Here is a 24,333-nt window from a genome sequence, read left to right as displayed (position 1 = left end):
CTAACATCGCCCCCATGAAAAAACGCCCAGAATCCGCTTCGCGCGACATCTCCACGCCTGTCGACACGGCAGGGCCGGCAGGCGCACCGGAAGCACACGAAGCCGCGCCCGCCGCCGGCGTGCGGCGAAAAAAAGCGCCGGAGCAGGTGCGCGCGCAACTGCTGGAAGCCGCATCCGAGATCGCGACACATCAGGGTGTGGCCGCGTTGACGCTCGACGCGGTCGCCGAACGCGCGGGCGTGACGAAAGGCGCGCTGCAGTATCACTTCGCGAACAAGCAGGGCTTGCTCGATGCGCTGTTCGGGCAGGCGACCGAGCGCTTCGCATCGCAGATGGCCGCGCACCGGGCGGCCGATGCGCATGACAATGGCGCGGCGGCGCGCGCGTATCTGCATGCGGTGCTCGACACCGCGCAGCCGGCCGCGAGCACCGACGTGCTGCGCGTGCTGGTCGCGTCGATGATTACCGAGCAGGAGACACGTGCACGCTGGTCGGTGCCGATGCGTGAGTGGACGCGCCCGGACCCGGTGCCGCTCGAGCAGGCGGCGATGCTGATGATCTGCCGGCTCGCGGCCGACGGGCTGTGGATTTCCGAGCTGCTCGACAGCGTGGAGATTTCGGCCGAGTTGCGCGCGGAGATCGTTCGGCAACTGGACCGGATGAGTGCGGGCGAACCGCCTGCGGGCAAGAGCAAAGGCTTGCGCGGCCGGCGCGGCTGAGCGGGTTCGGTCGCCTTACAGCGCGCCGGGACCGGCGCGCCTTCTCACAACCGTTCTTGCGACGGCGCCTTGATCTTGCTGCGCATGGTGCCGATCCGCACGCCGTGCATGCGGCTGTCGATGTCGGTCGTGACGGCCATTTCCGCACGCGTGAGCGTGCCTCGGACATCCCCATTTTCTGATTGCCGCAGGCGCCGCATCGCACGGATGCGGTGCGATCGATTCCAGCAGGCATCCTCAATATTGAGGATGTCGCGGCGAGGCGCAGCATCTACGATCGTCAACGAAGGATCGGGGTGCGGGTGCATCCGACGCGGCACGGCGGCGACGTTTCGAAGGCTGCGCGGCAATGATCCGATGATAAGAACCAAATCATTGCGCTGATCGGCGGTGTTCTGACACAGAGCGTGCGTACCGTGACGAGAAGCGAGTACGACGTGTCCCGCGAAAACGACCATGCGGCGATGCGGCGATGACGACAGGCCAGGGCTGTGTTGCGGGGGAATATCGATCAAATGCTGACGAGAGACTATGTGGAGCGCGAGCTGTCTCATATCGAGAGAATGGTCGCGTTGCTGGAAAGCGATGCCGAAAGCGGCGATGCGGCGATGCCGTGCGCGATGCGCGTGAGTCGTCCGAGTTACTGGCGCGGGCGGATCGAAGCGCTGCTGGCGATTCCCGGCATGCCGCGCCGCGTGACGGAACTCGGCAATGGCCTGCTCGCGAAGATCGACGGGATGGAGTCTCGGCTGACGACGGTAAAACCCTGACCGGGTAGCCGCATACCACGCATGGCGTGAAGCGTACTCGGCCTTTATCCGTTATCGAGATAGTTCATATTCCGGATATCGCGTTGCGGGATAGCACGCGCCGCCGCCAAACTTGCGCAAAATCAATCCTACCCGGAGACATTCATGCGTACGCAAGTCGGCATCATCGGCGCGGGGCCCGCGGGCCTGCTCCTTTCCCATCTTCTTCATCTGCGCGGCATCGAGTCGGTCGTCCTGGAGTCGCGCAGTCGCGAACAGATCGAGTCCACGATTCGCGCCGGCGTGCTCGAACAGGGCACGATGGACGTGCAGACTGAAGCCGGTGTCGGCGACCGGATGAAAGCGGAAGGCGCGCTGCATCACGGCTTCGAACTCGCGTTCGAAGGCAAGCGCCGCCGCATCGATCTCACCGAACTGACCGGCAAGGCGATTACCGTCTATGCGCAGCACGAGGTGCTCAAGGATCTCGTGGCCGCGCGTGTCGCGGCCGGCGGTGCGCTGTATTTCAACGTATCCGGGACGACGATTTCCGGCATCGAGACCGACGCGCCGTCGATCCGCTTCGTGCACGACGGTGTCGAACAGACGCTCGACTGCGATTTCGTGATCGGCTGCGACGGCTCGCAGGGTGTGTCGCGCACGATGATCCCCGCCGCATTGCGGCAGGACTACGAACGGGTCTTTCCGTTCGGCTGGTTCGGCATTCTCGTCGAAGCGCCGCCGTCGTCGGACGAACTGATCTATGCGCGCCACGAACGCGGTTTCGCGCTCGTCAGCACGCGTTCGCCGAACGTGCAGCGCATGTATTTCCAGTGCGACCCGAAGGATTCGGTCGACAACTGGTCCGACGATCGTATCTGGGCGGAGATGCATGCGCGCGTCGATTCCGCCGACGGCCAGCGGGTCGTGGAAGGCCGGATCTTCCAGAAGAACATCGTCGGCATGCGCAGCTTCGTGTCGACGACGATGCAGCATGGGCGACTGTTCCTCGCCGGCGATGCCGCGCATATCGTGCCGCCGACCGGCGCGAAGGGCCTCAACCTCGCGGTGTCGGACGTGCGCATCCTGACGGCCGCGTTGCAGGCGTTCTATGACGAAGACCGCACCGACCTGCTCGATGCATACAGCGAAACCGCGCTGCGCCGGATCTGGCGCGCCGAACACTTCTCGTACTGGATGACGCGCATGATGCATCGTCTCGACGACGCATCGCCGTTCGAGCAGCGTTTGCAGGTCGCGGAGCTCGAGCACGTGACGACGTCGCGCTCGGCGGCGATGGCGATGGCGGAAAACTACGTCGGCGCCGTCGCGGTCTGACGGGCCGCCAGATCTGGCGGGTCGGCTTTTCCGGTCGCGACACCTCGGTGTCGCGACCGGCTCCGCCGTCCGGATCGGGCCGGTTCAAGACTGGCCGGGCATCAGGTCGCGATGGGCCGATTCCCTGAATTCGCCCGGCGTCTGACCGGTCTGCTTGCGGAAATAGCGGCTGAAGTACGCGCTGTCCGCAAAGCCCATCTCGTGCGCGATCTGCTTCACGCTCAGATTCGAATAAACCAGATCGCGCTGCGCTTCGCGGATCAGATGCGCGTTGACGACCGCCGTCGTCGAAATCCCCAGCTCCTCGCGGCAGACGCGCGCAAGCTGCGCGGCCGTCACGCCGAGCCGCTCCGCATAGAATTCCACCGGCCGATGCTCGCGGAAGTGTGTGTCGATCAGCTCGCGAAAACGTCGCAGCAACGTCCCGCGCCGGTCGACGCCCGCATGCGACGGCGCTGCCGCGAGATCGCTCAAGCGCGCGACATGCACGACCAGCGCGACCAGCAGCGCCATCCCGGCCGCGCCGCGGCCGCGTGACGTGCTGCGGAATTCCTGTTCGAGCAACGCGAACAAAGGCATCAGCATCGACACGCTCGCGTCCGGCCCCTTGACCGGAATCACGGCCGCTCGTTGCAGAATCGACAGCGCGCCCGGCGCGACCGTCTTGACCAGTTTTTCCAGCGCGTGCTGCACGACCGTGATCACGAGGCCGTCGATTTGCGGCGAGAACTCGAACGCATGGACCGTCTGCGCGGGCAGCAGCACGAGGCACGGCGGCGCGAACGTGTGCTTCCCGCTCTCGATCACGACATGCCCGTGCCCGCCGCGGATGTACAAAATCTGCAATAGCGCATCGTGGCGGTGCGCGGCGATACGCCAGTCGTTCGGCTGGCTGCGCTCCGGTATCCATTCGAAGTTGAACGCGTCGTACCAAGGCGGGCGCGCCGATTCGCCATACAGATCGTAGTTAGGGATTCTCCTCATGCCGCGCGGCCTCCTGTGTACAAATTGTCCTGTTGCTTGCGGCGTTTGTCCAATTTTCGCGCGATGCGCGCTTCTATACTTTTCTCATCGACGTAGCGCTCGCAACTGACGCATCGCGCGACGTTCGGGCAGCGTATGCCGGTTCGATCCGGACATTTCAAGCCTATTTAAAGAGGAAACCTAATGATATCGCAAGCAGACAACCGGAAGGCGGACTGGCTGCATCTCGACGGAAAAGTGTGTGTCGTGACGGGGGCGGCGGGCGGCATCGGCACGTCGATTGTCGAAGTGCTCGTGGCGGCCGGTGCGCGAGTCGCACTGCTCGATCGCGACGCGGACAGGACCATTGCCGTCGCGGAGCGGCTGCGCACGGCAGGCGGCGATGTCGTTGCGATCGGATGCGACATCGGCGACGCGGCGAGCGTGACCCAGGCCGCGGAACGCGTCGAGCGCGATCTCGGTCCCGCCGACGTACTCGTGAACAATGCCGGCCTGTTGCGTGCCGGCGGCATCGAGACCATCAGCCTGGACGCATGGAACGCGATGCTGCAGGTCAATCTCACCGGCTACATGCTTTGCTCGCAGGCGTTCGGCCGCGCGATGCTGGCGCGCGGCTCGGGCTCGCTGGTGCATGTCGCGTCGATCGCGGCGCGCTACCCGCAGACGCATAGCGGTGCGTACAGCGCGAGCAAGGCGGCGGTCGCGATGCTCGCGCGGCAACTGGCGGCGGAGTGGGGGCCGCGCGGCATTCGAAGCAATACGGTGTGTCCGGGGATGATCCGCACGCCGCTGTCCGAATCGTTCTATCAGAGCGGGGACATCGAGGCGCGCCGCAGTGCGATGACCGCGAGCCGGCGCATCGGCCGACCCGACGACATCGCGAACGTCGTCGCGTTTCTCGCGAGTCCGCGCGCCGCGTATGTGAACGGAGCGGAACTGGTGGTCGACGGCGGTCTCGACGCGATGCTGATGGATCTCGTTCCGCGGCCGGGCTATGAGGCCGGTGCCGGCGCAAGGTAGTTCAACGACATTGCCGCGCGTGATGCAGACATGCCGTGTTCAGCGGTGTGGCGGCGCGGCTGTTCCATCCATGGAGGAAGACATGATGAATGATCGGCATCGTTCGACGCACGTCACGTGCGATCTGCTCGTGATCGGATCGGGAGCGGGCGGCCTGTCCGCCGCGATTACCGCGCGCAAGGCCGGCCTCGACGTGATCGTCGTCGAGAAGGAAGCGTGCTTCGGCGGCACGACCGCGTTTTCCGGCGGCGTGCTGTGGATTCCCGGCAATCGCCACGCGCGTGCAAACGGCGTGCACGATACGCGCGAGGCGGCGCGCATGTATTTGCGCGGCGAAACCGGCGCGTTCCGTGACGACGCGGCAATCGAGGCCTTTCTCGAGCACGGCCCGCGCATGCTCGAATTCTTCGAGCGCGAAACGGACGTGAAATTCTTCCCGACGTTGTATCCCGACTATCATCCGAACCTGCCCGGCGGAGTCGACATCGGCCGCTCGGTCGTCGCGGCGCCGTTCGATGCGCGGCGGCTCGGGCGCGATCTCGAGCGCCTGCATCCGCCGTTGAAGACGATCACGTTCATCGGGATGATGTTCAATTCGTCGAATGCGGACCTGAAGCATTTCTTCAACGCAACGCGCTCGCTCAAGTCCGCGTGGTACGTGACGAAGCGGCTCGCCGCGCATCTGAAGGATCTCGCGCTGTACCGGCGCGGCGTGCAGATCACGAGCGGCAACGCGCTCGCTGCGCGACTCGCGAAGTCGGCGCTGGACCTCGGGATCCCGATCCTGACGAACACGCCCGCACGTGAACTCGTGACCGATGGAGGCCGCATCGCCGGCGCCATGGTCGGGGCGGACGGCGAGACGTATCGCATTTCCGCGCGCCGTGCGGTCGTGCTGGCGAGCGGCGGATTCTCGCACGACGTCGCGCGAATCGCGCGTGCGTATCCGCACGTCGCGCGCGGCGGCGAACATGTGTCGCCCGTGCCGGTCGGCAACACCGGCGACGGCGCGAAGCTGGCCGAGCAGGCTGGCGGCCGCGTGGAGATTCGCTATCCGCAACCGGCCGCATGGATGCCCGTTTCGCGCGTGCCGCTCGGTGATGGCCGCTTCGGGGTGTTTCCGCATCTGCTCGATCGCTACAAGCCGGGTGTCATCGGCGTGACCCGCCGCGGCATGCGTTTCACGAACGAATCGAATTCCTACCATGACGTCGGTGCCGCGATGATCGCCGCATGTCGCGACGAGACCGAAACGGCGATGTGGCTCGTGTGCGATCGCGCGACGATCCGCAAATACGGGCTCGGCTTTGCGAAACCCGCACCGGTGCCGCTCGGGCCGCTGCTGCGCAACGGCTATCTCGTGCAAGGCCGCACGCTGGTGGAACTCGCGCAGCGGGCCGGTATCGATGCGGCGAATCTGGAGGCAACCGTGCAGCGCTACAACCGTGATGCCGCACATGGTGAGGATCCCGAATTCGGCCGCGGCACGACGTCGTTCAACCGCTATCTCGGCGACGCCGATCATCGTCCGAATCCGTGCGTGGCGCCGCTCGGCAACGGGCCGTATTACGCGCTGAAGGTGGTGATGGGCGATCTCGGCACTTTCGACGGAATCCGTACCAACGCGGTTGGGCAGGTGCTGGCCGCGGACGACAAGCCGATCGCCGGCCTGTACGCGGTCGGCAACGATCGCGCCAGCATCATGGGTGGAAACTATCCGGGTGCGGGGATCACGCTCGGTCCGATCATGACGTTCGGCTATCTGAGCGCGCGCCATATCGCGGGGCTCATCGACCTGATCGGCCCCACCGAACCGACACCATGCGCTGCCGTGGCGCATCCCGCCGACACGCGCGCGACCGCGTGAACCCGGAGCACACCATGACTACCGCGAAAGCATTCATCGATCATCGCATCTATACGATCCGGCCGCGCGGCATGGCTGAGTTCATCGAGATCTTCGACCGGCTCGCGATGCCGATCCAGGTGAAGTATCTCGGCGCGCCCGTCGGCTTCTACATGAGCGACATCGGCGCATTGAATCAGGTCGTCCACTTGTGGGGCTACGACAGCATCGCCGATTACGACGCGCGGCGCACCGCGCGCGATGCCGATCCGGACTGGCCCGCGTATCTGCAGGCATCCGGCCATCTGATCGTCGCGCAGGAAAGCCGCATCATCCGCCGCGTCGAGTTCCCGAGCCTCGCGTACCTGACGCGCTGAGTCCATAACGACGACACCCCGTTACGACATGGACGCCATTCGCGTGGAGAGGGTGGCGGTCGTGACGGGCGCCGCCGATGCGCCGCCTGGCTGACCTGTGCACGTCGCCTGGACGCCAGACATACAACGAAACATGAACATGGAGATATCCGCGCGCGTGCGGCGCATCAGCGCCGTCTTGCGCCCGGACTGAAGGAGACACACGATGAAAACCCAACCGCGTACGCTCGACGTGCAGTCGTTCATCGACGCCGAGCGCTTTTCCCCCTGCCAGTGGCTGATCCTGATCCTGTGCTTCCTGGTCGTGGCCGCCGACGGCTACGACACGGCCGCGATCGGCTTCATCGCGCCCGCGCTGACGCACGACTGGGGCATCGCGCGCAGCGCGCTCGGCCCGGTGATGAGCGCGGCGCTGGCCGGACTCGGCATCGGCGCACTTGCCGCCGGCCCCTGCGCGGACCGGCTCGGCCGCAAGACCGTGCTCGTGCTGTCGGTTGTGTGCTTCGGTGCGTGGAGCATGGTGTCGGCGCATGCGCAGTCGATCGAGGCGCTGACCGCCTTTCGCTTTCTGACCGGGCTCGGCCTCGGCGCGGCGATGCCGAACGCCGTCACGCTGATGGCGGAGTATGCGCCGGCCCGGATTCGTGGCGTGGCCGTCAACGCGATGTTCTGCGGCTTCTCGTGCGGGCTCGCGGTGGGTGGCATCACGTCGGCATGGCTGATTCCGCACTTCGGCTGGCAAAGCGTACTGACCGCGGGCGGCATCGGACCGATCGCGCTGGCGGTCGCGCTCGTGATGCTGCTGCCCGAGTCGGCGCAGTATCTCGCGGCACGACCGGGCACGCATGCGCGCATCGCGCGCATCCTCGCACGGATCGCGCCGAACGAGCGCTTCGACGACTGTACCTTCGTTGCCGCCGGCGCGCGCCCGCAGGCCGGCGGGGCGTCCGCGCTCGCGCAGGTGCTGTCCGCGCAGTTTCGTTCGCGCACCCTGATGCTGTGGGCGGCCTACTTCATGGGGCTGCTGATCTATTACCTGCTGACCAACTGGATGCCGACGCTGCTTCGCGATGCGGGCTTCAGCGCCGAAGGCGGCGCGCTGATGACGTCCCTGTTCCCGCTGGGCGGTGTGCTCGGCAACCTCGGTGTCGGATGGCTGATGGATCGCTTCAATCCGAACCGGACGATCGTGTTCGCGTATGTCGTGGCTGCGCTGCTGGTGCTCGTGGCGAGCCGCACGATCGGGCATGCCGCGTGGCTCGGCACGTTGATCTTCCTGTGCGGCACCGTGGTAACCAGCGCGGTGACGTCGATGTCGGCCTATGCGGCGAGCCTGTATCCGACGGGTTGCCGCGCGACGGGCGTGGCCTGGATGCTCGGCATCGGACGGATCGGCGGCGTGGCCGGCGCGTTCGCCGGCGCGCTGCTGATGGGGCTCGGCTGGCGCTTCGGCGATGTGTTCAGCCTGCTCGCGGTGCCGGCGCTCGTCGCGGCCGGTGCGTTGCATGCGATCGGCCGTTGCCGCACGGAAATCACGGAACAGGAGCGCGCGAGTGGCGCGGCCGTGCAGCAACACTGATGCGGCGGGGGCCTGACGAGCACGTGCGTGCGCGTTGCTTCGGGGCGGGGCATGAACAAGAAAAAAGCCACGGAGGGCTCCGTGGCTTTTCTTCTCGATCACGCAGCCGTGTCACGGCCGCGTATCGCACTCCATCGTGCGAGCGCGCTTACGCGATGCTCTTCGACCAGTTCGCATACCAGTTGCGGAACAGCGTGTACTGCGCTTCCGCGTAGTTGCGTTGCGCGTCGCTCAGTGCGTCGGTTTCGTTGAAGTGCAGCGTGTATTCCTTGTCGCCGTTCAGCACCATCAGGTGCTTGTAGAACAGGACCAGGTCGCAGCCTTCGTCGAACGACGACAGCACGGCCAGCGCCGCTTCCAGTTCCTTCGCACGTACGCGTGCCACCGCATCGCCTTGCGCGGCCTTCTTGCACAGGTCGACGAGTTGCAGCACTTCGCGCGGCAGCGCGTTGCCGATGCCGGTGATCGCGCCCGCGGCGCCGCAGTTCACGAAGCCGTGGAAGACTTGCGTGTCGACGCCGGCCATCAGCGTCACGCTGTCGTCCTGCGACGTGATGTTCTCGGCTGCGTAACGCATGTCGGCGGCACCGCCGAATTCCTTGAAGCCGATCAGGTTCGGGTGCTGGCGACGCAGTTCGAAGAACAGGTCGGCACGGGTCGCGAAGCCGTAGTACGGGCTGTTGTAGATCACGGCCGGCAGGTTCGGCGCGGCGTTCAGGATTGCGGCGAAGTGTGCCTTCTGCGCGGCCGGCGATGCGCCGCGCGACAGCACGCGCGGGATTACCATCAGGCCGTGCGCGCCGACCTTCGCGGCATGCGCCGCGTGCGACACGGCTTCCTTCGAGTTCACCGCGCCGGTGCCGACGATCGTCGGGACGCCGGCTTCGACCAGGCGCGCGACGCCTTCCTGGCGCTGCGCTTCGGTCAGCAGCGGCCAGTCGCCCATCGAGCCGCAGTACACCACCGCGCGCATGCCGAGTGCCACCAGCTCCTTGCCCTTCTTCACCAGCGCATCGAAATCCGGCTGACGGTCAGCGGTACACGGCGTCATCAGGGCCGGAATGGTGCCGGTAAAAATGTTGTCGCTCATCTCGTTTCCTCACATTCAGATAGGGTCAACTGCCATTGCTGGCAACGTGGGCGGTACGCGCGCTCGCCGTCTCGTCGGTGCTTCACGTGATCCGGACGGCGGCTGGCCACCTCTTGTTTGCCTCGGTGCCGAAACGTTGCCTCCGGTTTCGCCCGAGAGTCAGCCATCGACGAGTGCATTCTAGCCAGTTCGCATATTTTATACAATATAAAATAAAAAGGGCATGACGAAGGTGTCGTTCCGGGGCAGCGGGGCGGGCGGCGAACCCCTGCGCGCCGGCCTCTGGCGAGGATGGTGGGGCGATTCCGGCGAAGTCGGCGCGATGCGGGTCCTGGCGCCGCACGATGGTCCGTAAAGCCGGACCAACGTTGCGCAAGCTGTTCCCGTCGCGCTTTCATCTGACCGAAATCCGCTTGCTCCGATGACTCTCTGAACGACCGCCGACGTGTCGCATTTCCGCCGAAGGAATTTTTGAGATTGCTTGGATTGTGTATTGGATATTGTATAAAATCTTTCGGCGCGCTTACCCGCGAACCGGCCCGTCAAGGGAAATGGAAAATAACGAGAGGAGATACGGAGATGACAAGTCAGGTCGGCGAGGCAGTTTCGCCTGGTGGTGTGGCGACCGTGCAGGACACGGCATCGAAACGGGAATTGAAGCGGGTCGTCGCGGCGTCGATGGTCGGGTCGGTGGCGGAGTGGTACGAGTTCTTCCTGTATGGAACGGCGTCGGCGCTGGTGTTCGGCACGCATTTCTTCAAGAAGACGGGCAACCCGATCGACGGCCTGCTCGCGGCGTTCGCGCTGTATGCGGTGGGATTCGCCGCGCGCCCGATCGGCGGGCTGGTGTTCGGCTATTACGGCGACAAGTTCGGCCGCAAATACCTGCTGCAGGTCAGCCTGATCGTGGTCGGCATCACGACGTTCCTGATGGGCTGCCTGCCGACCTTCGATGCGATCGGCTACTGGGCGCCGGTGCTGCTGGTGTCGCTGCGCCTGATTCAGGGCTTCGCGTTCGGCGGCGAGTGGGGCGGTGCGATCCTGCTGGTCAGCGAGCACAGCCCGGACAACCGCCGCGGCTACTGGGCCAGCTGGCCGCAAGCCGGCGTGCCGGCCGGCAACCTGGTCGCGACGATCATCCTGCTGGTGCTGTCGAGCTCGCTGTCCGAGGCCGACTTCCTGGCGTGGGGCTGGCGCGCGGCGTTCTGGTTCTCGGCGGTGGTCGTGCTGATCGGTTTCTGGATTCGCCGCAAGGTCGACGATGCGCCGATCTTCAAGGAAGCGCAGGCGCGCCGCGCGCAGAAGCAGGAAAAGCAGCTCGGCGTGGGGCACGTGCTGAAGTACCACTGGCGGCAGGTGCTGATCGGTATCGGCGCGCGTTTCGCCGAAAACATCCTGTACTACATGGTCGTCACGTTTTCGCTGACGTACCTGAAGCTGGTCGTCGGCTTCGATACCACACGGATCCTGAAGCTGATGTTCGCCGCCAACGCGATCCACTTCTTCTTCATTCCGCTGATGGGGCTGATGTCGGACCTCGTCGGCCGCAAGCCCGTGTACCTGACCGGCGCGGTGCTGACCGCGGGCTGGGGCTTCGTCGCGTTCCCGATGATGGACACCGGCAACGACTGGATCATCATGGCCGCGATCGTGCTCGGCCTGTTCATCGAATCGATGACCTACTCGCCGTACTCGGCGCTGATGACCGAGATGTTCCCGACCAACGTGCGCTATACCGCGCTGTCGCTGTGCTATCAGGTCGCGCCGCTGATGGCGGGCTCGCTCGCGCCGTTGATCGGGCTGTCGTTGCTCGAGCGTTATCATTCCTCGACGCCGATCGCGTTGTATCTGGTCGCGGCGGCGGCGATCTCGATCGTATGCGTGGGCCTCGCGAAGGAAACGCGCGGCAAGTCGCTGCGCGACGTCGACGCCGAGGCAAGCCGACGGACCCACGCGTGACGTATGCGACCGAAGCCTGCTTGAACGCACCGAAGCCACCCGCGAGGGTGGCTTTTTTTCGGTTCATCGCGGATTCCCGGGGGAGGGCGGGGAAGACGGTCAGTGGCCTTCTACGAATTGCCTGGAGCCCTTGACGATCGCCGCCGCTTTCAGGAATTGCTCCGGTTTCCTATGGATCGCGAGCGCGCAGCCGCGACCCGCGCCGGCGCGGCGACGGTCCTGCTCGACATGTCGCGTCAGGGCAAAACCTTGCCGCCGCGGGGCGATGATTTTCGACAGTCGACGGGGTTCAGGCTGCTGCCGCCTGATGAATCGCGTCGTCTCGATCACCGCCCAGGATATCGACAAGATCGGTCAACATCCGCCCCAATTCACCCGTCATCAGAGTGACGTCCGAGTCGAAGCGTTCCTCGTCGTTTTGCGCGGTCGGATCTGTTGCTTCCTTGATCACGTCGAGCGGCGTGACACGCTTGATCGTCAGCGACGGTGTCAGCACGAAGGAGATCCGGTCATCCCAGGTCATCGCGAGGCGCATGCATTGTTTGCCGGCCTCGATGTGCCGGCGCATGTCGTTCGCTTCCAGCGCGTGGCCGACGTATCGCACCGTGGCGCCGCCTTCGCCGCTCGAGCGCAACTCGGCGTCCTGGTCCACGGTGAATCCGCCCGGCGCGTCGCCGGACAGCAGCCAATCCGTCATCGCGGCGACCGGCGAAAGCGCCACTTGAACGCCGGCGAGCGGCAATTGATCGATCGATTTGACGAGCAGGCTGCGGACGTCGTCGGCGAGCGCCTGTGCAGCCGCATCGATGACGAGCCAGCCGTTCACCGTATCGATCCATACGCGGGTATCGCGGCGAATGGTGAACGCGCGCGGCAGCAGTTCGTCGGTGACCTGCTCCTTGAGTTCGCGCAGCTGTTTTCGTCCGACCTTGAAGCCCTGCTGCTCCTCGACTTCAAGCGCGCGGGCCTTGGTCACCTGATTGACGACCGAGGCCGGGAGCAGCTTCTTTTCGGCACGAAACGTCAGCAGCATCTGCCGGTTGATCGAATACACGAGCGCGCCGTCGTCACGCGGCGACGCCCATCCGACGCGCTGCATCTCGACGCTGGTGCCCGGCTGAAACGCGTGAGGCGCCAACCATGCTTCCATCTGATCGGGGGTAACGGCCCACGGTGCCGGAAGACGATGAAGCTGAAGATTCTTGAACCACATAGGCGTGCGGGCAAAGCGCATCATTCTATATGACGGTGACGTTTGCCGGCCAGGAAGCGCCGTCAGCCTGCATGCTCATTCGGATACTCGAGCGACCGCTCCGGTTGGCAAACGGACGTTCCGATGTGAATGATTCGGATCTCGTCATCCACCAAAGTGCTCCCGACCTGCACTCAGGGTGTTCAGCATCTGGTGAATTCTCAACCCGACAAATTGGCGTTGCGGCGACATGCTACGATCAACGCGATCCGACTTTCATCCCGACGCACGATGACGACAATGTATGAATTGCTCGGTGTGTGCGAGAACGCCACCGACGAGGAAATCAAGCGCGGCTACCGAAAGGCGGCGATGAAAGCGCATCCCGACCGCAACGTCGGGTGCGAAGCGGACGCGCATGCGCGATTTCAGGAGATCAAGGAGGCATACGCGATTCTCTCGAATCCGGAGCTGCGCCGCGTCTACGACACCGTTTACGCAGAGGAAATGCTCCGTCACGCACGGCTTCGCGAAGAAGAGGAGCGCCTGAAGGCGGAGCGCGAAGCGGAATATGCGCAGTTCGTGGCATGGGCGATGCGCTTCGCCGAGCAAGGGCACAACCGCGACGTCGTGTTCGGTGTTCTGCTCGGCCGCGATTGCGATGTTCAACTCGCCGAGCGCATTGCCGACAGCGTGGTCGAGCTGCATGCGTCGCGCCAGCCTGGTGCATCGCGGGACGGACAGCATGATGAGCAGATGCCGCAATGCGACGAGAGGGCGACGCAGGCGGCATCGGCGCAAGCGTCAGAGAGCGACGCGCGAAGGAGTGACGAACACGCGCATACGGACTTTTTCCGCGCTCTGTGGCACGGCATGTTCGGGCTGCGCCCGTGAGTCCTGGTGGGCGACCGGTTTTGCGAACGCGGAACTCGACCGCGATCGGTGCCGTCTTCGGGGGATGTTCTTCGATCGACTGCTTCATGAATCGATGGCTAATTGGATTGAATCTGCATCACTAAACGGTCATTCCCATCGAGGACGATGAGTTGACACACTTGCGGGGCAGAGGCCCGAGACGGCGATACGGCCGTTGAACGGGTGCGAAGGCGCACGGGCCAAACGTCGGCGTCAGGCGGCGCGTTGCATCGTCCGAATTCGCGGCGCCTGTCCGGGTGCGACCCATGCGATGATGTGCCGTGACCAACATGAGAGATGGAATGACGACTACGTTCGACCAGGCGACAACGGCGGCGATCGCCGCATTTGCCCAATTGGATTTCTACACGGCGGTGCAAGCGATGCGCGCCGAGGCCGATTACGACCGCGAGCGAGACCGGTGGATCACGCGCTATATCGATGAGCACGGCGGCGGGGCGGACGATGCAGCATACGATGCGCTGCACGCGCAGGCCCAGGCGACCCCGGAATACGCGGAGTTCGTCGATGCGGTTCGCCGGGAAATCCTGGAATACTTCGGCGTGACCGACGATCAACTGGACTGCATGGTCCTGCTGCGCGATGACGATAGCGATGAGCTGTGGGCGGAAGTCAATCGGCAGCGGAGCGCGCTGGGAACCGGTGAAGTGCGCGGCGATCTCTGATCGTTGCTTGTCGCTGGGGTGTTGAGTCGTGCTGGGTGCAGTGGGGCGGTACCCGACATCCGCAGGCGGGCGAACGAAGGGCGCGACAGCGTGAAGCCCCATGCGGGGGCGGTTCGACGACACGGGCGCTCTGCTAATATTGTAGAAAATATGCAATATCCGCCGCTGCGCCGGCATCCTGCCTGACCGCCTTCCCCAGCCCGAACATGAACGAGAAACGCCCTGCTCTTGTCTACGCCACGCGCGCCGAAGCCGCAGCGAACGAATTGCGCCGCCGTATCCTGACAGGGGAGTATGTCGACGGCTATCAGCTTCGCCAGGATGCGCTGGCGACCGAGCTCGGCATCAGTCGGATCCCGCTGCGCGAAGCGCTCGTGCAGCTCGAGAGCGAGGGGCTCGTCAAGATCCTGCCCCACAAGGGGGCGATCGTTTCGGAACTGTCCCCGGAAGACATCACCGAACTGTTCGAACTGCGCGCGCTGCTGGAACCCGTGCTGCTGAAGAAGTCAATTCCGAAGCTGACCGCCGAGGATTTCGCGCGGCTCGATGCGATCCTCGAGGAATACAGCGAGGTGCTGCATGCGAGCCAGTCCGGGCGCTGGGGCGAACTGAACACCGAACTGCATCATCTGCTGCTGTCGCGCGCCGACCAGCCGAAGACGGCGGCGATCGTCGCGTCGCTGCTGCAGCAGACCGACCGCTACACGCGCGTGCAGTTGTCGCTGTCCGAGGCCGCGCGCGACGTGGCCGAATCCGAACACGCCGAACTGGTCGCGTTGTGCCGCAAGGGCGATGCGCGCGCGGCGGCATCGCTTCTCAAGCGGCATATCGAGCATGCGGGCGGCGAGCTGAACGCGTTTCTGCGCGATCGACGCCTCGGTCGTTGAGCGCGCGTCCGGCCAGGACGCTGCGAACACCGCGTTGCAGCGGATTCCGGCATCGAGGCGCGATCGCGTGCGAGGCGCGGCCCGTCTGGGCATCGCGGCAACGGGCCTGCATGCGTGACGTTCGCCTACCCGCCGCCGATACCCTGTAGCACCTTGCCCGTTCCGCCGCACACCGTGCACGGCTGTCCTTCGACCATGCCCGTGCCGCGGCACACGCCGCACAGGTCCTCGCCCACGCCCGGCGCATCGGGCGGCCCTTCGTCGCCCGGATTCAGCGGTGTGTCCTGATTCGGCCCTGCCGACATTCTGGTCGTCTGCATCGCATACCTCCTTTCGCATTTTCGATGTCGCCGCGAGCACGCATCGCGCGTGCCCGCGGCGACTGCATGCGTGTGGGCGCCGGTCCGTATGCCGAAAGTCGTCATCGCATCGTCGTTACAACGACGGCGCCCACATCGAGCCACGTTGCGAAGCGTGAGGTTCGCATCCGGTTGATCCTCGAGACCTGGAGTCGCGCGGCAGCGATTGTCGCGTGGTCGGTCATCCTACAACTTGCGAAATAGAAGTGGATCCCGGTGTTCGATCTCGGGAAAGCGATACAACGTCGTGCCGATTCAGATGCCGACCCATTTCCGGAAAACGTTTCGCCAAAAGTCACCCGAATAGAGAAGACTTCGCCTCATATCCCGCCGCGAGCCCGCGCCAGTGCCCGTTATAGGGTATGCACCAAGTGAGTAAAACGATTAACCGCCGTACATTCGCTCCGACACATCATACAACGTATGACTGCGATTCCTCGAAGGGCCGTACGTCGATGCATGCGGATGCCGCCCGGATCGCTGCCAAATAACGAGCAACCAGCAAGGAGACTGACGATGAAGCACCGATTCACCCGCTCCCGTAACGCACTGGCCGTCGCACTGATGGCCGGCTTCGCGGTGTCTGCGCAGGCCCGCGTGTTCCGCTCGGCGGACGTGCACGGCGACAGCTTCCCGACCAATATGGCGGTCAAGTACATGGGCGACGAGCTGTCGAAGCTGACGGGCGGCAAGGACTCGATCAAGGTGTTCGGCAACAGCGCGCTCGGCTCCGAGAAGGACACGGTCGACCAGGTGCGGATCGGCGCGATCGACATGGCGCGCGTGAACGGCGCGTCGTTCAACGAGATCGTGCCGGAATCGCTGATTCCGTCGTTCCCGTTCCTGTTCCGCGACGTCGACCATTTCCGCAAGGCGATGTACGGCCCGGCCGGCCAGAAGATTCTCGACGCGTTCGCGGCGAAGGGGATGATCGCGCTGACGTTCTACGAGAGCGGCGCGCGCTCGATCTACGCGAAGCGCCCGGTGCGCACGCCCGCCGACATGAAGGGGCTGAAGGTGCGTGTGCAACCATCCGACCTGATGGTCGACGAGATCCGGGCGATGGGCGGCACGCCGACGCCGATGCCGTTCGCCGAGGTCTACACGGGCCTGAAGACGGGCCTCGTCGACGCGGCGGAAAACAACCTGCCGTCGTACGAGGAAACCAAGCACTTCGAAGTAGCGCCCGACTACTCTGAGACGCAGCACGCGATGACGCCGGAAGTGCTGGTGTTCTCGAAGAAGATCTGGGACACGCTGTCGCCGCAGGAACAGGCCGCGATCAGGAAGGCCGCGGCCGATTCGGTGCCGTATTACCAGAAGCTGTGGACCGCGCGCGAGGCGTCGGCGCAGCAGACGGTGACGAAGGGCGGCGCAAAGATCCTGCCGGCCGCGCAGGTCGACCGCGCGGCGTTCGTGAAGGCGATGCAGCCGCTGTGGGCGAAGTACGAGAAGACGCCGCAGATGAAGCAGATCGTCGACGAGATCGAGGCAACCAAGTGACCCGTCGCACTTCCCTGAACGGCGCGGCCGCCGTGGGCTCGCCGGATGCGGCCGCCGCGGACGGTGCGACATCGTGCCGGCCGCGCGCGGCCGCGCCGCTCCTGCGTTGCGTGAACGACCTGCTGTTCCGCGCACTGGCCGTGGTCGCGTCGCTGTGTCTCGCGGCGCTCACGGTGTTGGTGTTCTACGCGGTCGTGATGCGCTACGTGTTCGAGAACGCGCCCGATTTCGTCGAGCCGATCGCGCTGCTGCTGGTGATCGTGATCGCGATGTTCGGCGCCGCGATGAAGGTGCGCGACGGCGGCCACATCGGCCTCGACTCGCTCGTGCGGCGCTTGTCGCCGTGCGCGCGCACCGTGGTGATCGCGATCCAGCACCTGAGCCTGATCGCGTTCGCGATCGCGATCATGGTCGGCTGCGGCAGCATGGCCGCCGAGACGATGGGCGACCGCATTCCGATCATCGGGCTGCCCGAGGGCGTGCGCTACCTGATCACGATTCCCGCGGCGATCGCCATCATCCTCTTCTCGCTCGAGCACCTGCTCGCGCTTCGTCGTTCTTCGTCGGGCCAATAACGTCATGGAACTCGCGATCCTGTCCGTCAGTTTTCTGCTTTTCCTCGTGCTCGGCGTGCCCGTTTCGTTCGCGCTCGGAATTGCCTGCGTGCTGACCTATATGGTCGAAGGGCTGCCGATCGCGACCGCGATGCAGTCGATGATCTCGGGAATGAATGCGTTCTCGTTCCTCGCGGTGCCGTTCTTCATCTTCTCCGGCGAGCTGATGCTGCACGGCGGCATCGCGGACCGGATCCTGCGTTTCGCGCAGGCGACCGTCGGCCACTTCCGCGGCGGCCTCGGGATGGCCAACGTCGTCGCGTGCACGCTGTTCGGCGGCGTGTCCGGCTCGCCGACCGCCGATACGTCGGCGATGGGCGGCGTGGTGATTCCGCTGATGAAGCGCGAAGGCTACAGCGCGGCCTACGCGGTCAACGTGACGACCCACGCGTCGCTCGCCGGCGCGCTGATGCCGACGTCGACCAACATGATCATCTACGCGTTCGCCGCGCAGGGGATCACGGGGATGCTGCATGGCCAGCAGGTGAGCGGCGTGTCGATCGGCGACCTGCTGTTCTCCGGCCTTCTGCCCGTGCTGTGGGTGATGGGCTTCGTGCTCGCCGCCGCGTACTGGCAGGCCGTGCGTCACGGCTATCCGCGCCGTGAAGACGGATCGTCCGCGCTGCCGGCGTTCCCGGGCTGGTATGCGGTGCTGCGCAGCTTCGTCGGCGCGGTGCCGGGCCTGATGGTGATCGCGATCATCCTCGTGTGCGTCGCGAAGGGGATCGCCACCGCGACGGAAGCGGCCGCGATCGCCGTCGTGTATTCGCTCGTGCTGACCGCGATCGTGTACCGCACGCTGACCGTCGAGAAACTGCGCCGCGCGCTGTCGCATGCGGCGCGCACGACGGGCGTCGTGCTGCTGCTGATCGCCGTGTCGAACATGCTGCGCTTCCAGATGTCGTACCTGGAGATTCCGGATGCGATCGAGGGGCTGCTGAAGCAGTCGACCGCGGCGCCTTGGCTGATGCTGCTGTACATCAACATCATCCAGGTGTTCCTCGGCACGTTCGTCGACATGGCCGCGCACATCCTGATCACGACGCCGCTGTTCCTGCCGATCGCGATGGCATGCGGCGTCGGGCCGGTGCAGTTCGGGATCATGCTGCTGCTGAACTGCTCGCTCGGCCTCGTTCATCCGCCGATCGGTTCGGTGCAGTTCGTCGGCTGCGCGATCGGCAACGTGTCGATCGGCGAGACGACGAAGATGGCGTGGCCGTATTACCTCGCGATCTTCAGTGCGATCAACATCGTCACGTACATGCCGTTCTTCTCCACCTGGCTGCCGAGCCTCATCAGCGGGCACGCGGTGTTCTGATCGCGCGTTTCGCCCGTCGCGGCGCCGGACGACCGAGGTTATCCGGCGCCGCGGTCACGTCTACGGTGTGCTTCACGCACGGCAAATTCACATCGACATGAAAAGAGCATGGCGCGCCGTCGCGGCCGCCGCATTCGCGTTGGCCGCATCGCTCGCGCATGCGGCGACGTAAGCGTATGTCTCGAACGGCGACAGCCGCGGCATTCCGGTGTTCGGCGTCGTCCCGGTCGCACGGCGGCGGTCACACGCCGTGCGGCAACCTGTGCGATGATTCGCCGCTTCGCGTTCGTCGCAGAACGCCGCGGATCGCGGCGCCCGTTTCTGGGCCGCCGCCGATCGCATTGACATCCGGAGACGACATGCCCGCACACATTGTTCATGGCAGCACCCTGCATTACCAGGATCACGGCGCCGGCTTTCCGGTGCTGCTTGGACACAGCTACCTGTGGGATTCGGCGATGTGGGCGCCGCAGATCGACGCGCTATCGAGCCGCTATCGCGTGATCGTGCCGGACCTGTGGGGGCATGGCGCGTCCGACCCGCTGCCCGACGGCACCCAGACGCTCGACGACCTCGCCGCTCATGCGAGCGCATTGCTCGATGCGCTCGAGATCGAGCAGTGCGCGGTCGTGGGGCTGAGCGTCGGCGGGATGTGGGGCGCGCGGCTCGCGTTGCGCGAACCGCGGCGCGTGCGCTCGCTGGTGCTGATGGATGCATCGCTGGAGGCCGAACCCGACGCGACGCGGTTGCGTTACTTCGGAATGCTCGACGCCATCGACGCCGCCGGTTGTATCGTGCCGCCGCTGCTCGATGCGATCGTGCCGCTGTTCTTCCGGCCGGACGTGAACCTTGCCGACCCGGTGCCGACCGCGTTTCGCGCCGCGCTCGCGAACCTGCCGTCCGACCGGCTGCGTCAGTCGATCGTCCCGCTCGGCCGGCTGATCTTCGGGCGACCGGATACGCTGGCCGCACTCGCCGAACTGGATGCCGAGCGCACGCTGCTGATGTGCGGCGCGGGCGACATGGCGCGCCCGCCGTCGGAGACGGTGAAGATGGCGGGCGTGATCGGTTGCCACCATGCGCTGGTGCCGGATGCCGGCCACATCTCGAGTCTGGAGAATCCCGCGTTCGTCACGCGGACGCTGCTCGACTGGTTCGACGAACAGCAGCTCGCGGCGGGCTGAGCACCGTACGCGATGCCGGCGGCGGGCGCCGCGCGGCGTCGCAACGACTTGCGTTACTGCATCACTGCATTACGCGCGTTCGCCGACCGGCGTGAACTTGCGGTCGCGCACGCGCCCCTCGTCAACGCCGCGGCGAATCAGGTCCTGCGCTTCCGCGCGGCTCGCGACACACGGCGCGGAGCCGGGCAGCGGCCGCCGTGCGGTTTCGCGCAGCGCGAGCACCGACACGATGCCGATGAACGACGCGCCCATCAGGTAGTAGGCCGGCATCATCAGGTCGCCGGTGCGATCGACGAGCCATGCGGTGACGAGCGGCGTTGTGCCGCCGAACAGCGACACTGACACGTTGAAGCCGATCGCGAGCGCGCCGTAGCGGATCCTCGTCGGGAACAGCGCGGGCAGCGCCGACGGCATCACGCCGGTGAAGGTCGACAGCAGCGTACCGTAGATCAGCATCCCGCCGAAGACCGACAGCATCTCGCCGGAGCGGATCAGCAGCAGCGCGGGCACCGACAGCACGAGCAGGCCGACGCAGCCGAACATCATCACCGGCTTGCGGCCGAGCCGGTCCGACAGATGCCCGGCGTAAAGCGTCATCGGCATCATCAGCACCATCACGAGCAGCACCATGAACAGGCCGTGCGTTTCGTTGAAGTGCAGCGTCGCCGACAGGTAGTTGGGCAGATACGACAGCGCCATGTAGTCGGTCACGTTGAAGATCAGCACGAGACCGACACACTGGAGCAGTGGCCTCCACTGTTCGACGAGCAGCGTGCCGAACGACTGTTTCGGGCGCGATCGTTCGTCCGCTTCGCGCGCTTCGGCTTCCTTCTTGAACGCGGGCGTCTCCTCGAGCTTGATCCGGATGTACAGGCCGACGAGGCCCAACGGACCGGCGATGAAGAACGGCACACGCCAGCCCCACGACAGCAGCGCTTCCGGCGACAGCGACGCGGTGAGCAGCGCGACGACGCCGGCGCCCATCACATAACCGATCAGCGTGCCGAACTCGAGGAAACTGCCCATGAAGCCGCGGCGCTTGTCGGTCGAGAACTCGGCGATGAAGGTGGCGGCGCCGCCGTATTCGCCGCCGGTCGAGAAGCCCTGCACGAGACGGGCGACGAGCAGCAGTATCGGCGCCATGATGCCGATCGACGTGTAGCTGGGGATCAGGCCGATCGCGAAGGTGCCGACGGCCATCATGATCATGGTGGCGGCGAGCACGCGCTGGCGGCCGATGCGGTCGCCGAGCGGGCCGAACACCATGCCGCCGAGCGGGCGCACGAGGAACGCGGCGGCGAACGTGCCGAAGGTCGCGAGCAGCTGCGCGGACGGGCTGCTGGACGGGAAGAACACCTTGCCGAGCGTGACGGCGATATAGCTGTAGACGCCGAAGTCGAACCATTCCATCGCATTGCCGAACGCCATGGCTCCGACCGCACGCTTCAGGACGGCAGGGTCGACGATCGTGATGTCGTCCAGCTTGAGGGACTTGCGCGAAGACCGGGCTTTCGCGGGGTGCGCTTGCGATGAACTCAAAGAACGCTCCTGGAGAAGCCTTCGGCTGGCCGAGCGGATTCGGAACCGTCGGGGACGAAGGCGGTTGTCTCGGGATCGCCGTGATGTCGGTGATGCGGCGCGCGTCACGCGACATCCGGCAGGTGTGTGCTGGTGTGAAGCAGTGTAGAGAAACGGGAAACGCTGACTATCGGTCATGCGCCCGGAAATCGGTCGAAAACGACACGGATGGCGCAGCTGGGCAACTCCGGGTAACAGCAGGTTCGGCAGATGGCGGTCCGGGCCGCGTCGATGGCGGTCTATACCGGGCGTTGATCTTGCCGGTGGCGGATCGTGCGGGCATGGGATCGGCGATGCATCGCGTACGGATGCACGCGATGGAAGTCGCACCGAATCCAGACGCATATTCGCGTGCCGAAGTCGGTGCAATATAATTCGGACTGCGAATACACGGCGGCGGCGATTCGGCACTTGAACCGCCGCTTGCGCATCAGAACATGTGGCGGATCCCGACGTTCGCGCCGACGGTCGTGCCGGTGACCGCGTAAAGCGCGTTGTTGATCCCGAGCCCGGTGTTCATCGCACCGTGGTTGTTGACCATCGCGACTTGCGCGTACAGCGCGGTTGCCTTCGACAGGCTGTAGGTCGTGCCGACGGCTGCGAGCAGCGAGTGATTGGCGGTGTCGTTGCGATCGCTGGTGAACCAGACGCCGCCGTTCAGGTCGACGGCGGGCGTGGCCTGGTAATCGAGGCCGCCGCCATACACGTTGTTGCTGAACGATCCGCCGACCTTGTAACTCGTGAACGATGCCTTCGCGGTGACCGGGCCGAAGCGGTACGCGGCGCCGATCGTGCGCCCGACGAACGCGACGGTGCTCGGCGTCGGCGTCGGGTTGGTGCCGTCGTTGCCGTCGTAGAACGCGGCGTCGATCATGAAGCCCTCATGTTCGTACTTGAGGCTCGCCGAATACTGGCGGCCGGCCTGGAAGTCGCCTGCCTTGCCGCCGAACGCGAACATCGCGCTGCCGGTGAGGCCGGCGATCGTCGGGCTGGTGTACGACACGGCGTTCGGGTTGAACAGGCCCGTCACCAGCACGTTGTCGACGTAGTTGATCAGCCCGCTACCGAAGTGCGAGAAGCTGCGCGGATCCGAATCGAAGATCGCGAGCAGGAACGGCGAGTACTGCACGCCGGCCTTGACCGTGCCGAAGCCGCCGTCGAGCCCGACCCACGCCTGGCGGCCGAAGAAGTTGCCGTTCGAATGGGCGAACGCGCCATTGGTGACGGCAAAGCCGCTTTCGAGCTGGAATTTCGCCTTGAGGCCGCCGCCGAGATCCTCGGTGCCGGTCATCCCGAACGTCGTGGGCGTCATGCCGGTGTCGGTCATCGCGAACTGATGGCCGGCGTTCGCGCCGGTGGCGGCGTCGAGCGTCTTGCTCGTATACAGCAACGCGGCGTCGAGGTTGCCGTACAGCGTCACGCTGCTCTGCGCGAAGGCGCTGCTGCCCACCATCGCGCCCGCCAGCGCGGCGCAACCGATCACGATTCTGCTTTTCATTGGGTGTCTCCAGTGTTGTTGTACGTCGATGCATCGAACGGGGAATGCGCTGGACATCCGACAAGCGGTGTCCGGTGCGCGGGCCGCATACGCAGGATGGGGCGCGGCGGAACGCACGTGCGTGGCCGGGTGTCGGCCGCATGCGACGCGTTCATGGCGGGGATGGGCGCCCGAACGCGCGTGCGTCGAAGAGGTTGGGTAGGGCCGGCCGATGCCGGCCCCGTCGTTCAGAGTGGCTGGCCGAGCTGCTCGAGGATCGCCGGGTTCTCGAGCGTGGACGTGTCCTGCGTGATCGCCTCGCCCTTGGCGAGCGAGCGCAACAGGCGCCGCATGATCTTGCCCGAGCGCGTCTTCGGCAGGTTGTCGCCGAAGCGGATGTCCTTCGGCTTCGCGATCGGTCCGATCTGCTTGCCGACCCAGTCGCGCAGCGTCTTCGCGAGCGCCGCCGCTTCCTCGCCCTCCGGACGCGAACGTTTCAGCACCACGAACGCGACCACCGCCTCGCCCGTCGTGTCGTCCGGGCGGCCGACCACCGCCGCTTCCGCAACCAGCTCGTGCGAAACCAGCGCCGACTCGATCTCCATCGTGCCGAGCCGGTGACCCGACACGTTCAGCACGTCGTCGATGCGGCCCATGATCGTGAAGTAGCCGGTGTCCTTGTCGCGCACCGTGCCGTCGCCGGCGAGGTAGAGCGTGCCGCCGAGTTCCTCGGGGTAATAGCTCTTCTTGAAGCGCTCCGGGTCGCCCCAGATCGTGCGGATCATCGCCGGCCACGGACGCTTGACGACGAGAATGCCGCCTTGCCCGTTCGGCACGTCCTGGCCGGTCTCGTCGACCACCGCGGCCATGATGCCCGGCAGCGGCAGCGTGCACGAACCCGGCACCGTCGGCGTCGCGCCCGGCAGCGGCGTGATCATGTGGCCGCCGGTTTCGGTCTG

Annotated in this window: 23 protein-coding genes; 15 read left to right on the top strand and 8 right to left on the bottom strand. The window is 65.5% G+C overall.

The window, feature by feature from the left end; all coding sequences use genetic code 11:
• The first annotated feature begins 14 nt into the window (after window positions 1–14).
• Window positions 15–719 (top strand): TetR/AcrR family transcriptional regulator, encoded by a 705-nt coding sequence (locus HWX22_RS26685; protein WP_175911480.1) that lies wholly within the window; start codon window positions 15–17, stop codon window positions 717–719.
• Between the two features lie 44 nt (window positions 720–763).
• Here HWX22_RS26685 and HWX22_RS26680 read toward each other — a convergent pair whose 3' ends face one another.
• The gene (locus HWX22_RS26680; RefSeq protein WP_175911478.1) at window positions 764–1,177 is read right to left on the bottom strand and encodes a hypothetical protein; all 414 of its coding nucleotides are present in this window, start codon (window positions 1,175–1,177) and stop codon (window positions 764–766) included.
• 57 nt (window positions 1,178–1,234) lie between these two features.
• Here HWX22_RS26680 and HWX22_RS26675 point away from each other — a divergent pair, with 57 nt between their 5' ends.
• Together HWX22_RS26675 and HWX22_RS26670 are read left to right on the top strand one after the other, a co-directional pair.
• Window positions 1,235–1,489 carry a hypothetical protein gene (locus HWX22_RS26675; RefSeq protein ID WP_059820801.1) on the top strand — a complete coding sequence of 85 codons (255 nt, stop codon included), beginning with the start codon at window positions 1,235–1,237 and terminating at the stop codon, window positions 1,487–1,489.
• 144 nt (window positions 1,490–1,633) lie between these two features.
• The gene (locus tag HWX22_RS26670; RefSeq protein WP_175911476.1) at window positions 1,634–2,806 is read left to right on the top strand and encodes a 4-hydroxybenzoate 3-monooxygenase; all 1,173 of its coding nucleotides are present in this window, start codon (window positions 1,634–1,636) and stop codon (window positions 2,804–2,806) included.
• Window positions 2,807–2,890: 84 nt separating this feature from the next.
• Here HWX22_RS26670 and HWX22_RS26665 read toward each other — a convergent pair whose 3' ends face one another.
• On the bottom strand, window positions 2,891–3,790 hold the full coding sequence (locus tag HWX22_RS26665) for a helix-turn-helix domain-containing protein (RefSeq protein ID WP_059820799.1): 900 nt from the start codon (window positions 3,788–3,790) through the stop codon (window positions 2,891–2,893).
• A 186-nt stretch (window positions 3,791–3,976) separates the two neighbouring features.
• On the opposite strand from HWX22_RS26665, the gene HWX22_RS26660 reads away from it, so the two are divergent.
• From HWX22_RS26660 to HWX22_RS26645, 4 genes are all read left to right on the top strand, one after another.
• Entirely contained in the window at window positions 3,977–4,810 is an 834-nt protein-coding gene (locus HWX22_RS26660; protein ID WP_175911543.1) for an SDR family oxidoreductase, read from the top strand.
• A gap of 85 nt (window positions 4,811–4,895) precedes the next feature.
• Window positions 4,896–6,677, top strand: coding sequence for an FAD-dependent oxidoreductase (locus HWX22_RS26655; RefSeq protein WP_244135297.1), 1,782 nt, complete (start codon window positions 4,896–4,898; stop codon window positions 6,675–6,677).
• 14 nt (window positions 6,678–6,691) lie between these two features.
• On the top strand, window positions 6,692–7,033 hold the full coding sequence (locus HWX22_RS26650) for an NIPSNAP family protein (RefSeq protein WP_175911472.1): 342 nt from the start codon (window positions 6,692–6,694) through the stop codon (window positions 7,031–7,033).
• A gap of 205 nt (window positions 7,034–7,238) precedes the next feature.
• On the top strand, window positions 7,239–8,612 hold the full coding sequence (locus HWX22_RS26645; protein WP_175911470.1) for an MFS transporter: 1,374 nt from the start codon (window positions 7,239–7,241) through the stop codon (window positions 8,610–8,612).
• Between the two features lie 148 nt (window positions 8,613–8,760).
• Here the strand turns inward: HWX22_RS26645 and HWX22_RS26640 are convergent, their stop codons facing one another.
• On the bottom strand, window positions 8,761–9,702 hold the full coding sequence (locus tag HWX22_RS26640) for a dihydrodipicolinate synthase family protein (RefSeq protein WP_059525958.1): 942 nt from the start codon (window positions 9,700–9,702) through the stop codon (window positions 8,761–8,763).
• A 579-nt stretch (window positions 9,703–10,281) separates the two neighbouring features.
• On the opposite strand from HWX22_RS26640, the gene abaF reads away from it, so the two are divergent.
• Window positions 10,282–11,661, top strand: coding sequence for a fosfomycin efflux MFS transporter AbaF (abaF, locus tag HWX22_RS26635; protein ID WP_059820796.1), 1,380 nt, complete (start codon window positions 10,282–10,284; stop codon window positions 11,659–11,661).
• Window positions 11,662–11,950: 289 nt separating this feature from the next.
• Here the strand turns inward: abaF and HWX22_RS26630 are convergent, their stop codons facing one another.
• The gene (locus HWX22_RS26630) at window positions 11,951–12,874 is read right to left on the bottom strand and encodes a recombination-associated protein RdgC (RefSeq protein WP_175911540.1); all 924 of its coding nucleotides are present in this window, start codon (window positions 12,872–12,874) and stop codon (window positions 11,951–11,953) included.
• A gap of 270 nt (window positions 12,875–13,144) precedes the next feature.
• Here HWX22_RS26630 and HWX22_RS26625 point away from each other — a divergent pair, with 270 nt between their 5' ends.
• The 3 genes from HWX22_RS26625 to HWX22_RS26615 all read left to right on the top strand — a co-directional run bounded on the left by HWX22_RS26625 (window position 13,145) and on the right by HWX22_RS26615 (window position 15,341).
• Window positions 13,145–13,747, top strand: coding sequence for a DnaJ domain-containing protein (locus tag HWX22_RS26625; RefSeq protein WP_175911539.1), 603 nt, complete (start codon window positions 13,145–13,147; stop codon window positions 13,745–13,747).
• A gap of 323 nt (window positions 13,748–14,070) precedes the next feature.
• Window positions 14,071–14,454, top strand: a complete 384-nt coding sequence (locus HWX22_RS26620; protein ID WP_175911468.1) for an ATP-dependent protease — start codon at window positions 14,071–14,073, stop codon at window positions 14,452–14,454.
• 206 nt (window positions 14,455–14,660) lie between these two features.
• The gene (locus HWX22_RS26615) at window positions 14,661–15,341 is read left to right on the top strand and encodes a GntR family transcriptional regulator (RefSeq protein ID WP_059525948.1); all 681 of its coding nucleotides are present in this window, start codon (window positions 14,661–14,663) and stop codon (window positions 15,339–15,341) included.
• A gap of 125 nt (window positions 15,342–15,466) precedes the next feature.
• Here HWX22_RS26615 and HWX22_RS26610 read toward each other — a convergent pair whose 3' ends face one another.
• Window positions 15,467–15,661 (bottom strand): hypothetical protein, encoded by a 195-nt coding sequence (locus HWX22_RS26610; RefSeq protein WP_059693630.1) that lies wholly within the window; start codon window positions 15,659–15,661, stop codon window positions 15,467–15,469.
• 555 nt (window positions 15,662–16,216) lie between these two features.
• Between HWX22_RS26610 and HWX22_RS26605 the strand changes: the two genes are divergently transcribed.
• From HWX22_RS26605 to HWX22_RS26590, 4 genes are all read left to right on the top strand, one after another.
• Window positions 16,217–17,203, top strand: coding sequence for a TRAP transporter substrate-binding protein (locus tag HWX22_RS26605; protein WP_059693628.1), 987 nt, complete (start codon window positions 16,217–16,219; stop codon window positions 17,201–17,203).
• Window positions 17,200–17,778: a TRAP transporter small permease gene (locus HWX22_RS26600; RefSeq protein WP_175911466.1), complete on the top strand. Its 579-nt coding sequence runs from the start codon at window positions 17,200–17,202 to the stop codon at window positions 17,776–17,778. Before HWX22_RS26605 ends, HWX22_RS26600 begins: the two co-directional genes overlap by 4 nt.
• A 4-nt stretch (window positions 17,779–17,782) precedes the next feature.
• On the top strand, window positions 17,783–19,135 hold the full coding sequence (locus HWX22_RS26595) for a TRAP transporter large permease (RefSeq protein ID WP_175911464.1): 1,353 nt from the start codon (window positions 17,783–17,785) through the stop codon (window positions 19,133–19,135).
• A 359-nt stretch (window positions 19,136–19,494) separates the two neighbouring features.
• The gene (locus tag HWX22_RS26590; RefSeq protein WP_175911462.1) at window positions 19,495–20,319 is read left to right on the top strand and encodes an alpha/beta fold hydrolase; all 825 of its coding nucleotides are present in this window, start codon (window positions 19,495–19,497) and stop codon (window positions 20,317–20,319) included.
• A 69-nt stretch (window positions 20,320–20,388) separates the two neighbouring features.
• Here HWX22_RS26590 and proP read toward each other — a convergent pair whose 3' ends face one another.
• The 3 genes from proP to HWX22_RS26575 form a co-directional block, all read right to left on the bottom strand.
• The gene (proP, locus tag HWX22_RS26585; RefSeq protein WP_175916716.1) at window positions 20,389–21,858 is read right to left on the bottom strand and encodes a glycine betaine/L-proline transporter ProP; all 1,470 of its coding nucleotides are present in this window, start codon (window positions 21,856–21,858) and stop codon (window positions 20,389–20,391) included.
• Window positions 21,859–22,327: 469 nt separating this feature from the next.
• The gene (locus HWX22_RS26580) at window positions 22,328–23,395 is read right to left on the bottom strand and encodes a porin (RefSeq protein ID WP_175916715.1); all 1,068 of its coding nucleotides are present in this window, start codon (window positions 23,393–23,395) and stop codon (window positions 22,328–22,330) included.
• 227 nt (window positions 23,396–23,622) lie between these two features.
• Window positions 23,623–24,333: AMP-binding protein (locus HWX22_RS26575; protein WP_175916714.1), on the bottom strand; the 711-nt coding region annotated here is incomplete at its 5' end.

The sequence above is a fragment of the Burkholderia sp. BCC1638 genome, assembly GCF_902833195.1.
Classification (GTDB): Bacteria; Pseudomonadota; Gammaproteobacteria; order Burkholderiales; family Burkholderiaceae; genus Burkholderia; species Burkholderia diffusa.
This window is presented reverse-complemented; position numbering and strand designations above follow the sequence as displayed.